Here is a 12,174-nt window from a genome sequence, read left to right on the forward strand (position 1 = left end):
CAGCATTTATTTAAAGACTCATTTGCAATTCTTTAACATAAATCCCACACTCCGTTGCATCTGGTACGACCAGATAACATTGCTGGATTCAGGAGACTGACATGCTCTACAAAGGCGACAACCTATACCTCGACTGGCTGGAAGATGGCATTGCCGAACTGGTGTTCGATGCCCCCGGCTCGGTGAACAAGCTCGACACCGCAACCGTAGCCAGCCTCGGTGACGCGCTGGACGTGCTCGAAAAGCAAAAAGATCTCAAGGGGCTGCTGCTGCGTTCAGAAAAGGCGGCCTTTATCGTCGGTGCCGACATTACCGAATTCCTTTCCCTGTTCCTGGTACCACAGGAACAGCTCAGCCAGTGGCTGCATTTTGCCAACAGCGTCTTTAATCGCCTGGAAGATTTGCCGGTTCCCACGATTTCAGCGGTAAACGGCTATGCGCTGGGCGGCGGTTGCGAATGCGTCCTCGCGACGGACTATCGCCTGGCGACTCCAGATCTACGCATCGGCCTGCCGGAAACCAAACTGGGTATCATGCCGGGCTTCGGTGGTTCAGTGCGTCTTCCGCGCCTGCTCGGTGCCGATAGCGCGCTGGAAATTATCGCTGCCGGTAAAGATGTCAGCGCCGATCAGGCGTTGAAAATTGGCCTGGTGGATGGGGTTGTCAAACCGGAGAAACTGCGTGATGGCGCGATCGCCATTCTTCGTCAGGCCATCAACGGCGATCTGGACTGGAAAGCCAAACGTCAGCCGAAGCTGGAACCGCTGAAACTCAGCAAGATTGAAGCCACCATGAGTTTCACCATCGCCAAAGGCATGGTTGCACAGACCGCCGGCAAACACTATCCGGCACCGATAACGGCGGTGAAAACTATCGAAGCGGCCGCCCGTTTCGGCCGTGAAGAAGCGCTGAATTTGGAAAACCAAAGCTTTGTCCCACTGGCGCACACCAAAGAAGCCCGGGCACTGGTGGGTATTTTCCTCAACGATCAGTACGTCAAAGCCAAAGCGAAGAAGCTGACCAAAGACGTTGAGACCCCGCAACAGGCTGCAGTGCTGGGCGCCGGGATCATGGGGGGCGGGATTGCCTACCAGTCCGCCTGGAAAGGCGTGCCGGTGATCATGAAGGATATCAATGATAAATCACTGACGCTTGGGATGAACGAAGCCGCCAAACTGCTCAACAAGCAGCTTGAGCGCGGGAAAATTGACGGTCTGAAACTGGCAGGCGTGATCGGTACGATTCACCCTACCCTGGATTACACCGGTTTTGAACGCGTTGACGTTGTGGTGGAAGCCGTCGTCGAAAACCCGAAAGTGAAAAAGGCCGTGCTGGCGGAAACCGAAGAGAAAGTGCGCCCGGATGCGGTACTGGCTTCTAATACCTCAACGATTCCGATCGGTGAGCTGGCCAGCGTCCTGCAACGACCGGAAAACTTCTGCGGCATGCACTTCTTTAACCCGGTGCATCGCATGCCGCTGGTTGAAGTCATTCGCGGCGAGAAAACCTCGGATAAAACCATCGCCAAAGTGGTGGCCTGGGCCAGCAAAATGGGCAAAACGCCGATTGTGGTCAATGACTGCCCCGGCTTCTTCGTCAACCGTGTGCTGTTCCCCTACTTCGCCGGCTTCAGCCAGCTATTACGCGATGGCGCCGACTTCCGCAAAGTCGATAAGGTGATGGAAAAAGTGTTTGGCTGGCCGATGGGCCCGGCATACCTGCTGGACGTCGTTGGCATTGATACTGCACACCATGCGCAGGCCGTCATGGCTGCCGGTTTCCCACAGCGCATGCAAAAAGATTACCGCGACGCCATTGACGCCCTGTTCGACGCCAGCCGCTTTGGTCAGAAAAATGGTCTCGGCTTCTGGCGCTATCAGGCGGACAGTAAAGGTAAGCCGAAGAAAGAAGAAGACCCGGCCGTTGATGCACTGCTGGCCGATGTGAGCCAGGCAAAACGCGACTTCAGCGATGAAGAAATTATCGCCCGCATGATGATTCCGATGGTCAATGAAGTGGTGCGCTGTCTGGAAGAAGGCATCATTGCCAGCCCGGCCGAAGCAGATATGGCGCTGGTTTATGGGCTCGGCTTCCCGCCATTCCACGGCGGTGCCTTCCGCTGGCTGGATACCCTCGGCAGCGCAAAATACCTCGATATGGCGCAGCAGTACCAGCACCTCGGTCCGTTGTATAACGTCCCGGAAGGTCTGCGTAATAAAGCGGGCCATAACGAACCCTACTATCCTCCGGTAGAACCAGCCCGCCCGGCGGGTGTTCTGAAAACGGCTTAAGGAGTCACAATGGAACAGGTTGTCATTGTTGATGCAGTTCGTACCCCGATGGGCCGTTCAAAGGGCGGCGCTTTTCGCCACGTGCGCGCGGAAGATCTCTCCGCGCACCTGATGCGTAGCCTGCTGTCGCGTAACCCGTCGCTGGATCCGTCCGCGATTGACGATATCTACTGGGGCTGCGTGCAACAAACGCTGGAGCAAGGTTTCAATATTGCGCGTAATGCCGCGCTCCTCGCCGAAATCCCGCACTCGGTACCGGCGACAACGGTCAACCGCCTGTGTGGATCATCGATGCAGGCGCTGCATGACGCCGCCAGAATGATCATGACCGGAGACGCCAGCGTCTGTTTGATTGGCGGAGTGGAACATATGGGCCACGTCCCGATGAGCCACGGCGTCGATTTTCACCCGGGGCTGAGCCGCAATGTAGCAAAAGCGGCCGGCATGATGGGATTGACCGCCGAAATGCTGGCGCGCCTGCACGGCATTAGCCGGGAAATGCAGGACCAGTTCGCAGCGCGCTCCCACGCCCGGGCATGGGCAGCCACGCAGTCCGGCGCGTTCAAAACGGAAATCATCCCGACGGGCGGTCATGATGCCGACGGCGTACTGAAGTCATTTAACTATGATGAAGTGATCCGCCCGGAAACTACCGTGGAAGCACTGTCGACGCTGAGACCGGCATTCGACCCGGTAACCGGTACCGTGACGGCAGGAACCTCATCGGCACTTTCGGACGGCGCTGCCGCCATGCTGTTAATGAGCGAAAGCCGCGCCCGCGAACTGGGGCTGACACCTCGTGCACGTATTCGCGCCATGGCGGTGGTCGGCTGTGACCCTTCTATTATGGGCTACGGCCCGGTACCAGCCTCAAAACTGGCGCTGAAAAAAGCCGGGCTATCAGTGAACGATATCGACGTGTTTGAAATGAACGAAGCCTTCGCCGCACAGATCCTGCCGTGCATTAAAGATCTTGGGCTGATGGAGCAGATCGACGAGAAGATCAACCTCAACGGCGGCGCGATCGCTCTGGGTCATCCGCTGGGATGTTCCGGCGCGCGTATCAGCATTACCCTGATTAATCAGATGGAGCGCAAAGACGCCCAGTTTGGTCTGGCCACCATGTGTATCGGACTGGGTCAGGGGATCGCGACGGTATTCGAACGGGTTTAATCGGGAAGATATCCCCTCACGCATTTGCGCTGTATCGCGGCGGCAACTGAGCACATCCCCGGGAGCATAGATAACTATGTGACCGGGGTACGCGAGGGCAGCCAATAAAGAGACAGCGTAAAGGCGGACGGGGAAGAGTTTAGTTGCCGTTTTTCCCGCCTGTCAGGGGCGGGTTTTTTAATTCTGTGATCCCTGATCCTCTCCCCGAAGAGAGAGGAAGGCATCAGATAAAGGCAAACGCATCGCCGAACAGGCGATCTTCACGGGCGCTACGCTCATTGCAGAACAGCTCACGGGCAATTTTGGCCATCTCGAAGCGACCGGCAATATAGATATCATGCTCCGCCAGCGTACCGTAATCCTGCAGTACCGCGGTCAACACGGTGCCGGAACGGCCGCGCCAGTCTTCTTCAGGCTGTTCAACCACCGGCTCCACCCGCAGACCCGGATGTTCCACGCTCAGCGCTTCCAGTTCCGCCAGATCGTAGAGGTGCTTCGCTTCGCGGCCACCCCAGTAAACAGCGATGTCCCGCTGAGGATTCTGCGCCAGCGCCGTCAGCAGAATAGAACGCACATAGGAGAACCCGGTGCCCCCGGCAATGAGAATCAGCGGACGATCTTCGTCTTCGCGCAGCCAGGCTTCACCATGCGGGATATCAACCTCAATTTCACGCTCTTTCAGAATGCGATCCATCACCGCCATCGCATACAGGTTGAGCTCAGAAGCGCCGATATGCAGTTCAATACATTCCTGTTCCGACGGCGTGGAAGCCATAGAGAACGGGCGCTTGTCGCGCTCATCCATTACCACCATCAAATACTGACCAGCGCGGAAAGAAAATGCCGCTTCCGGCACTAATCGAACGCGATATACGGTATCGGTAATCGCCTCCACCGAGGTCACTTTACAGCTTAAGGTTGTCATGCGTCCCCTCTGTCGGGTCTATAGAGCAAAACAGCGGCGTTAGCCCCGCTTACTATTATTTAAAGATAGCCAGCTCATCCCAGATGGCGTCGATGCGTGCCGTCACCTCAGGATCTTTCTTGATTGGACGACCCCATTCACGCTGGGTTTCGCCAGGCCATTTATTTGTGGCATCCAGCCCCATTTTTGAACCCAGACCGGAAACCGGCGAGGCAAAATCCAGATAATCGATTGGCGTATTTTCTACCAGTACCGTATCACGAGCTGGGTCCATACGGGTAGTAATCGCCCAGATCACATCGTTCCAGTCGCGTGCATTAACGTCATCATCGCAGACGATCACGAACTTAGTGTACATAAACTGGCGTAAAAACGACCACACGCCCATCATTACGCGTTTCGCGTGACCGGCGTACTGTTTTTTCATCGTGACCACGGCCAGGCGATAAGAACAGCCTTCCGGCGGCAGATAAAAATCGACAATTTCAGGGAACTGCTTTTGCAGAATCGGCACGAACACTTCATTCAACGCCACGCCCAGCACCGCCGGTTCATCCGGCGGACGGCCGGTGTAGGTGGAGTGGTAAATGGCGTCTTCGCGCTGGGTAATATGCGTCACGGTAAAGACCGGGAAGTTGTCCACTTCGTTGTAGTAGCCGGTATGGTCGCCATACGGCCCTTCCGGCGCCATTTCACCCGGTTCGATATAGCCTTCGAGCACAATTTCCGCACTGGCGGGCACTTCAAGATCGTTAGAAATGCACTTCACCACTTCGGTTTTCGTGCCGCGTAGCAGACCGGCAAAGGCATACTCTGAAAGGGTATCGGGAACCGGTGTCACCGCACCCAGAATCGTTGCCGGATCGGCGCCCAGCGCCACGGAGACAGGGAAACGCTCGCCCGGATGAGCCGCGCACCACTCCTGGAAGTCCAGCGCGCCGCCGCGATGCGAAAGCCAGCGCATGATCAGCTTATTCTTGCCAATCAGTTGCTGGCGATAGATCCCGAGGTTCTGCCGCTCTTTATGCGGACCGCGGGTGACCGTCAGCCCCCAGGTGATCAGCGGCGCGGCATCTTCCGGCCAGCAGGTCATGATCGGGATGCGCGTCAGATCGACGTTGTCGCCTTCAATGATTTTTTGTTGGCAAGGGGCGCCGCGCAGACGTTTCGTCGGCATATTCAACACCTGCTTAAACTGCGGCAGCTTATCGAACAGATCGCGAAAGCCTTTCGGGGGTTCCGGTTCTTTCAGGAAGGCCAGTAACTTACCGACTTCTCGCAGCGAGCTAACATCTTCCTGCCCCATCCCCATGGCGACGCGACGCGGCGTGCCAAACAGATTACACAGGACCGGCATGGTGTAGCCTTTGGGATTTTCAAACAGCAGGGCCGGGCCGCCGGCACGTAAAGTACGATCGGCAATTTCGGTGATCTCGAGATGCGGATCGACCGGCAGGGAGATTCTTTTAAGTTCGCCCTGCTGCTCCAGTAATGTCAGAAAGTCGCGTAGATCATGGTATTTCATGGAGTTGTTATTGACCTCTATACAGGCGGCTGATTATACGGTGTTCGCCGGTGCCATGCTGTACTTTTGTTAAAGTAGCGTGAAAGAATATGGAATTTTTAATTTCACGGGTATTGGCTTTCGCGATCGCTCCAGGCTTTTGTTATGCTTGCTGCTAATAGAGTGGAAAGAGTTATTATGCAAGCTTGGTATTTACTGTATTGCAAACGTGGGCAGCTCCAGCGGGCCCAGGAACATCTCGAGCGACAGGCTGTGAATTGCCTGATGCCGACGATCGCGCTGGAAAAAATCGTCCGAGGTAAACGCACTACAGTCAGTGAGCCTTTGTTCCCCAATTATCTGTTCGTCGAGTTCGATCCCGAAATTATCCACACCACGACCATCAGTGCCACCCGTGGCGTGAACAGTTTCGTACGCTTTGGCGCCCAGCCGGCTATGGTGCCGTCCGCCGTCATTCATCAGCTGTCGATCTACAAGCCGGAAGGTATCACCGACCCGGAGACACCGCATCAGGGCGATGCCGTACTGATTACCGACGGCGCGTTTGAAGGCCTGCAGGCTATCTTCACCGAACCGGACGGCGAAGCGCGTTCGATGCTGCTCCTGAACCTGCTTAACAAGCAGGTGCTGCAAAGCGTCAAGAACACCGACTTCCATAAACTCTGATTACCACGTTAAAAACGGATGCCCAAAAGCGTTCTGACATTGGTATCCGTTATCTCTTCCAGCCGCTGCGCCTCCTCACCGCGCCACCCCGCAATACTTGCCAGAATATGTGGCAGGTGAGCAGGTTCGTTACGGCGGGAGGCCGGTTTCGGGCTCAGATCACGAGGCAGTAAATACGGAGCATCCGTTTCAATCAGCAGGCGTTCTGCCGGGATGTCCGGTAGCAGGTTACGTAGCTCGAGTCCGCGTCGTTCATCGCACACCCAGCCGGTGATCCCGATATACAGGCCGTGGTCCACACACGCCTGCATTTCGTCACGGGTTCCGGTGAAGCAGTGCAGCACCGCGCCTGGCAGCTTGTCCAGCCACGGGGTCAGTAGCATCAGAAAGCGTTCATGGGCATCGCGGCAGTGTAAAAACACCGGCATAGCCAGCTCTGCGGCCAGCGCCAGCTGTGCGCTGAAGGCGGCTTCCTGCTCCTGAGGCGTTGAAAAGTTGCGGTTAAAATCCAGGCCGCATTCGCCGACGGCGACCACTTCCGGCTGGCGCGCCAGCTGAAATACCGCCTCCGCCACCGATGCCGTCCAGCTGCTGCTGTCATGCGGATGGACGCCTGCCGTTGACCAGCAATGGGCATAGCCAAGCGCCATTTCCCGGGCCTGTTCGCTTTCGTGCAGATTGGTCCCGGTAATCAGCATACCCGTCACGCCTGCGGCCTGAGCGCGGGCTACCACCTCATCGCGATCGCGTGAAAACTGTGAACTGGTCAGATTAACGCCGATATCAAACATCGCTGCTCCCATATGACAACCGCCCTGACGGGCGGTTGATTACTCTTCTTTGCTCCCCGCCTCTTCCGCGGCGGCATCTTCGTCACGCGTCATGCGTTTCCCGGTATAGAACCGGGCAAAAAAGACCCCGACCTCAAACAGGCAGTACATCGGAATCGCCAGCAAGGTCTGCGAGAAGACATCCGGCGGCGTCAACAGCATGCCGACGACAAAGGCCCCCACCAGAACGTACGGGCGCTTCTTACGCAGGTCTTCCGGCGTTGTAACCCCTACCCAGCACAGCAGGACAATCGCCACCGGCACTTCAAACGACACGCCAAAGGCGATAAACAACGCCATGACAAAATCAAGATAGCTGCGGATATCGGTAGAAACCTGTACCCCTTCCGGCGCCGCGTGCGTCAGGAAGCCAAACGCCAGCGGGAAAACGACAAAATAGGCAAACGCCATGCCGATATAGAACAGCAGCGTGCTGGAAACCAGCAGCGGCATCACCAGTCGGCGCTCATGCTTATACAGCGCTGGCGCAACGAAGGCCCAGACCTGATAAAGAATGACCGGCACAGACAGAATCACCGAAACCATAAAGGTCAATTTGATCGGTGTAAAAAACGGAGACGCCACGTCGGTCGCGATCATTGTCGCGCCCACCGGCATCTGTCGAATCAGCGGAGCCGAGACCAGCTGATAGATATCGTTGGCGAAGTAAACTAACGCCAGAAAAATCACCAGAATCGCGACGATGCTATTGATCAGGCGCTTGCGCAGCTCAATCAAATGCGAGATTAGCGGTTGAGTATCTTCTACGCCCATGGTTACGATTTATCACTTGATGCAGGAGTGGAGTCGGAAGCGGTTACCGCCACTTTTTCTTTAGCGGCGGCCGGGAGAGGTTCAGCTGGCGCCGCGGCGTGCGCGTCAGCAACGGGCTCTTCCGGCGCATGTACAGGTGCACTGGCCTGGTGCTCAGCCGTGGCTGGCGTAATGTCCTGGCGCTGTGCTTCACTCCCCTTCACCACCGGGTTATGGATCGTGTGTGCTTCGTCGCTGGTTTTCTCAGGGTCGTGGGCGGTATAGGAGCGCTTCATGGATTCCGCGGCTTCACGCAGCTCATCCATGGATGCTTTCAGCTCCGGCGTCAGGTTATCCAGGCTCGCCTTTTCAACTTTCTTCAGGCTATCCTGGAACTCCTGCAGTTTTAGTTCCTGAGTTATCTCATTTTGTACGGTAGCCGCCAGAGACCGTAGCGTACGAATCCAGCTGGCCACCGTTTTTACCGCGACGGGTAGCCGCTGAGGCCCCAGTACGATGAGGCCAATAACGAACACCAGCAGCAGTTCACTAAAACCGATATCGAACACGAATTACACCTGCTCTTTGTCGTGGCGTTTTGCTTCGTCTTTTTTCGCATCATCCGGCTTATCAGCGATGGATTTCGCCGCGAAATCTGCATCCGGCTCGGATTTTTCAGGCTTATCTTCATCGCTCATGGCTTTTTTAAAGCCTTTAATCGATGCACCTAAATCCGACCCCAGCGAGCTCAGCTTTTTCGTCCCGAAAAGCAGAACCACAATGACGACAACAATTAACAACTGCCAAATACTGATACCACCCATACACATTCCCCTATGACAGATGATGAAGAATTAGCACGCATTATACACGTCAACCCGCGGGCTGCCTCGTGTCAGGCCACTCGCATGACTCCACGCCACAACGCATGCACGATAAAAAAGACAATACCTGTCAGCGCGTTTTCCGCCAGCCAATCAACCATGAGACGACGCCAGCGGCCATCAGCCAGCCCGGCATCATGCCCCATTCCGGGCGATGGATGAACAGCAGCGTACCACTCAGTAACAGAACCGCACCTATACCAAACAGATATCGGGACTGTCCCTGGCGCACATGTCGCACCTGGAAGTCGCGCACGATGGTATCCACGCTAGTCTGCAACTGACGGCTCTGCTGCAACGTCTGATACACCAGCTCAGGGATTTCCGGCATTCTTTCAATCCAGAACGGCGCTTTTTCTTTAAACGCACGCACCAGTGCCGGAATGCCAACCTGATCTTTAATCCACGACTCAAGGAAAGGTTTCGCCGTTTTCCATAAGTCTAACTGAGGATAGAGCTGGCGGCCTAACCCTTCTACGTAAAGTAATGTTTTCTGCAACAACACCAGCTGCGGCTGGACTTCCATATTGAAGCGCCGGGCGGTGTTAAACAGGTTCAGCAGAACATGACCAAACGAAATTTCCGCCAGCGGCTTTTCGAAGATGGGTTCGCAAACGGTACGGATGGCAAACTCAAACTCTTCCACGTTGGTGTCCGGCGGAACCCAGCCTGAATCGACGTGCAGCTCGGCCACTTTGCGGTAATCGCGGTTGAAAAAGGCGATAAAGTTTTCCGCCAGATAGCGTTTATCTTCTTTGTTCAGCGAGCCCACAATGCCGCAGTCAATCCCGATGTACTGTGGGTTCTCCGGGTGGTCGTAGCTGACGAAAATATTGCCCGGATGCATGTCCGCATGGAAGAAGCTGTCACGGAAGACCTGGGTGAAAAAGACCTGCACGCCACGCTCGGCCAGCAGCTGCATGTTGGTGCCCTGTGCGTTCAGCGCGTCAATGTCGGAGACCGGGATCCCGTAAATCCGCTCCATCACCATCATGTTTTCGCTGCAGTAATCGGAGTAAACCTCCGGTACATAGAGCATCGGGCTGTCTTCAAAGTTGCGCCGTAGCTGAATCGCGTTTGCCGATTCACGCAACAGGTTGAGCTCATCCAGCAGCGTTTTTTCGTATTCGCGAACCACTTCCTGCGGGCGCAGACGGCGGCCGTCGGGTAACAGCCGTGGTACCCAGCGCGCCAGGCGGTAGATAAGCTTCATGTCCGCTTTGATCACCGGCACGATGTCCGGGCGGATCACCTTGATAACGACCTCTTTGCCGTTAGCTTTCAGGCGTGCGGTATGCACCTGAGCAATCGAGGCTGACGCCAGTGGTTCAATCGAGAAATCATCAAACCATGCTTCGACGGGCAGACCGCCCATCGCCTGTTCAATCTGCTGCTTAGCCAGCTGGCCATCAAACGGCACCACACGATCCTGCAACAACGCGAGCTGATCGGCAATCTGCGGCGGAAACATGTCGCGGCGGGTGGAGAGCATCTGACCGAACTTGATCCACACCGGCCCCAGCTCCTGTAGCGCCAGGCGTAAACGTTCACCGAGTGGTTTGTCTTTATGGCGGTTCGGCATCCAGAACAGCGTCCGCCGCCAGAGGCGTAGCGGGAGCGTAATACGCATTTTGGGAATGAGCTCATCAAGCCCGTAACTCAAAAAGGTGCGGATGATAAGATACAGGCGCCGTAATTCTCCTGGCGTCATTTGCCCTCCAGCGTTTCCAGCCGTTTTTCCAAAGCAGCAAGGGTGCGTTCTACCGCAGCCGTCTCTTCACCAAACCACGCCATTTCCAGCGGTCCTGGTGCCAGACGCCACTCTTCGGTCAGCGCCTCAGCGACATAGCGCTGCTGGCGTTGCGCGCCGTGTAACAGAAAGCGTGCCCCGGAACGAAACAGTTTACTGAAACCTTCCGCGACGATATCGCCAGTATAGGGTGCCAGCAGTTCCGCGGGGTCGAACTCTGCCAGGTCGCATAATGCCACCGCGTTCTGCACCACCTGCAGGTCGCCCTGCACTTCCAGGTCACCGCTGCGGATAAGTGCGGTCAGCTGTTGGCGATTCCGCAGCTGCGGCAACACGCTGAGACGGGTCATCACGGTACAGTCGGCATCGCCTTCCCAGGCCCCCAGTACGTCGATCTGGCGTTCACTGAAAACCAGCACGACCGGCGTCGACAGCTCTTTGATCTCAACGCGCAGCACTTTCCCCAACAGACGCTGACGAGCAGGTTTTAACGCTTTGTCCCGCCAGAGAAAAGTATTGAGGGTGGTTTCAATGCCGGCGGTGACCAGTGGTGTGAAAGGCATAGGCTCCCTCCTGTCAGAACTTATAGCCGCGGTGCAGCGCAACGATACCCGCCGTCAGGTTGTAGTAGTCAACGCTCTCAAAACCGGCGTCCTGCATCATGGATTTCAGGGTGTCCTGATTCGGATGCATTCGGATAGATTCGGCCAGGTAGCGATAGCTTTCACCATCTTTCGCGACCAGTTCCCCTACGCGCGGCAGTACATGGAAGGAGTAGGCATCATAGGCTTTGCTGAGCGGCTCAATAACCGGCTTCGAGAATTCCAGCACCAGCAGGCGTCCGCCCGGCTTCAGCACGCGATACATGGAACGCAACGCTTTGTCTTTATCCGTGACGTTACGTAAACCGAACGAAATTGTGATGCAGTCAAAGGTGTTATCGGCAAACGGCAGCGCTTCTGCGTTCGCCTGAACGTACTCTACGTTGCCGACGATACCGATATTACGCAGCTTTTCGCGGCCCATTTTTAACATTGAGTCGTTGATATCGGCCAGCATAACGCGACCCGTTTCACCCACCAAACGGGAGAACTTCGCCGTCAGGTCACCGGTGCCACCCGCCAGATCCAATACAGTCTGACCACGGCGCACGCCGCTGCAATCAATGGTGAAACGCTTCCACAAGCGATGAATACCGAACGACATCAGATCATTCATAACATCATATTTCGCGGCCACAGAATGGAATACATGTGCCACCATGTCCGCCTTCTGCTCTTTGGCTACCGTCTGAAAACCAAAGTGCGTCGTTTCTTGTGAATCCTCAACCATCTCAATGCCTGCTTATCAAGAAAATGTTCGTCGAGTGTAACAGAT

General features: G+C 55.9%; 12 protein-coding genes. 3 read left to right on the forward strand and 9 right to left on the reverse strand.

Annotated features, from left to right (window positions below; genetic code table 11):
- Positions 1 to 101: 101 nt before the first annotated feature.
- Positions 102 to 2,291, forward strand: coding sequence for a fatty acid oxidation complex subunit alpha FadB (fadB, locus tag ACMYSN_RS13765; RefSeq protein ID WP_462495212.1), 2,190 nt, complete (start codon positions 102 to 104; stop codon positions 2,289 to 2,291).
- Positions 2,292 to 2,300: 9 nt separating this feature from the next.
- Positions 2,301 to 3,464: an acetyl-CoA C-acyltransferase FadA gene (gene fadA / locus ACMYSN_RS13770; RefSeq protein ID WP_462495213.1), complete on the forward strand. Its 1,164-nt coding sequence runs from the start codon at positions 2,301 to 2,303 to the stop codon at positions 3,462 to 3,464.
- Positions 3,465 to 3,687: 223 nt separating this feature from the next.
- Here the strand turns inward: fadA and fre are convergent, their stop codons facing one another.
- Positions 3,688 to 4,389 (reverse strand): NAD(P)H-flavin reductase, encoded by a 702-nt coding sequence (gene fre, locus ACMYSN_RS13775; RefSeq protein ID WP_462495214.1) that lies wholly within the window; start codon positions 4,387 to 4,389, stop codon positions 3,688 to 3,690.
- Positions 4,390 to 4,444: 55 nt separating this feature from the next.
- Complete coding sequence (gene ubiD, locus ACMYSN_RS13780) at positions 4,445 to 5,914, reverse strand: 4-hydroxy-3-polyprenylbenzoate decarboxylase (protein WP_462495215.1); 1,470 nt, start codon at positions 5,912 to 5,914, stop codon at positions 4,445 to 4,447.
- 177 nt (positions 5,915 to 6,091) lie between these two features.
- Between ubiD and rfaH the strand changes: the two genes are divergently transcribed.
- Positions 6,092 to 6,580, forward strand: coding sequence for a transcriptional activator RfaH (gene rfaH, locus ACMYSN_RS13785; protein ID WP_462495216.1), 489 nt, complete (start codon positions 6,092 to 6,094; stop codon positions 6,578 to 6,580).
- An 8-nt stretch (positions 6,581 to 6,588) separates the two neighbouring features.
- On the opposite strand, the gene tatD is transcribed toward rfaH, so the two are convergent.
- The 7 genes from tatD to ubiE form a co-directional block, all read right to left on the reverse strand.
- A complete protein-coding gene (gene tatD, locus ACMYSN_RS13790; RefSeq protein WP_462495217.1) occupies positions 6,589 to 7,383 on the reverse strand; it encodes an amidohydrolase family protein in 795 nt (264 codons plus the stop codon).
- Between the two features lie 27 nt (positions 7,384 to 7,410).
- A complete protein-coding gene (gene tatC / locus ACMYSN_RS13795) occupies positions 7,411 to 8,184 on the reverse strand; it encodes a Sec-independent protein translocase subunit TatC (protein WP_123758081.1) in 774 nt (257 codons plus the stop codon).
- A 2-nt stretch (positions 8,185 to 8,186) separates the two neighbouring features.
- Complete coding sequence (gene tatB, locus ACMYSN_RS13800; protein WP_123758082.1) at positions 8,187 to 8,732, reverse strand: Sec-independent protein translocase protein TatB; 546 nt, start codon at positions 8,730 to 8,732, stop codon at positions 8,187 to 8,189.
- A gap of 3 nt (positions 8,733 to 8,735) precedes the next feature.
- Positions 8,736 to 8,987, reverse strand: a complete 252-nt coding sequence (gene tatA / locus ACMYSN_RS13805; protein ID WP_123758083.1) for a Sec-independent protein translocase subunit TatA — start codon at positions 8,985 to 8,987, stop codon at positions 8,736 to 8,738.
- 130 nt (positions 8,988 to 9,117) lie between these two features.
- On the reverse strand, positions 9,118 to 10,758 hold the full coding sequence (gene ubiB / locus ACMYSN_RS13810; protein ID WP_123758084.1) for a ubiquinone biosynthesis regulatory protein kinase UbiB: 1,641 nt from the start codon (positions 10,756 to 10,758) through the stop codon (positions 9,118 to 9,120).
- The gene (ubiJ, locus tag ACMYSN_RS13815) at positions 10,755 to 11,360 is read right to left on the reverse strand and encodes a ubiquinone biosynthesis accessory factor UbiJ (RefSeq protein ID WP_462495218.1); all 606 of its coding nucleotides are present in this window, start codon (positions 11,358 to 11,360) and stop codon (positions 10,755 to 10,757) included. Before ubiJ ends, ubiB begins: the two co-directional genes overlap by 4 nt.
- A gap of 13 nt (positions 11,361 to 11,373) precedes the next feature.
- Positions 11,374 to 12,129: a bifunctional demethylmenaquinone methyltransferase/2-methoxy-6-polyprenyl-1,4-benzoquinol methylase UbiE gene (ubiE, locus tag ACMYSN_RS13820; protein ID WP_123758086.1), complete on the reverse strand. Its 756-nt coding sequence runs from the start codon at positions 12,127 to 12,129 to the stop codon at positions 11,374 to 11,376.
- Positions 12,130 to 12,174: the final 45 nt, after the last annotated feature.

Source organism: Klebsiella sp. R445 (genome assembly GCF_051131755.1).
Lineage (GTDB): Bacteria > Pseudomonadota > Gammaproteobacteria > Enterobacterales > Enterobacteriaceae > Klebsiella > Klebsiella lignicola.

What these genes read in the sequence shown, in the direction of transcription:
- fadB (WP_462495212.1), top strand. Translation starts at nt 102, where the DNA reads ATGCTCTACAAAGGCGACAACCTATACCTCGACTGGCTGGAAGATGGC.
- fadA (WP_462495213.1), top strand. Translation starts at nt 2,301, where the DNA reads ATGGAACAGGTTGTCATTGTTGATGCAGTTCGTACCCCGATGGGCCGT.
- fre (WP_462495214.1), bottom strand. Translation starts at nt 4,389, where the DNA reads ATGACAACCTTAAGCTGTAAAGTGACCTCGGTGGAGGCGATTACCGAT.
- ubiD (WP_462495215.1), bottom strand. Translation starts at nt 5,914, where the DNA reads ATGAAATACCATGATCTACGCGACTTTCTGACATTACTGGAGCAGCAG.
- rfaH (WP_462495216.1), top strand. Translation starts at nt 6,092, where the DNA reads ATGCAAGCTTGGTATTTACTGTATTGCAAACGTGGGCAGCTCCAGCGG.
- tatD (WP_462495217.1), bottom strand. Translation starts at nt 7,383, where the DNA reads ATGGGAGCAGCGATGTTTGATATCGGCGTTAATCTGACCAGTTCACAG.
- tatC (WP_123758081.1), bottom strand. Translation starts at nt 8,184, where the DNA reads ATGGGCGTAGAAGATACTCAACCGCTAATCTCGCATTTGATTGAGCTG.
- tatA (WP_123758083.1), bottom strand. Translation starts at nt 8,987, where the DNA reads ATGGGTGGTATCAGTATTTGGCAGTTGTTAATTGTTGTCGTCATTGTG.
- ubiB (WP_123758084.1), bottom strand. Translation starts at nt 10,758, where the DNA reads ATGACGCCAGGAGAATTACGGCGCCTGTATCTTATCATCCGCACCTTT.
- ubiJ (WP_462495218.1), bottom strand. Translation starts at nt 11,360, where the DNA reads ATGCCTTTCACACCACTGGTCACCGCCGGCATTGAAACCACCCTCAAT.
- ubiE (WP_123758086.1), bottom strand. Translation starts at nt 12,129, where the DNA reads ATGGTTGAGGATTCACAAGAAACGACGCACTTTGGTTTTCAGACGGTA.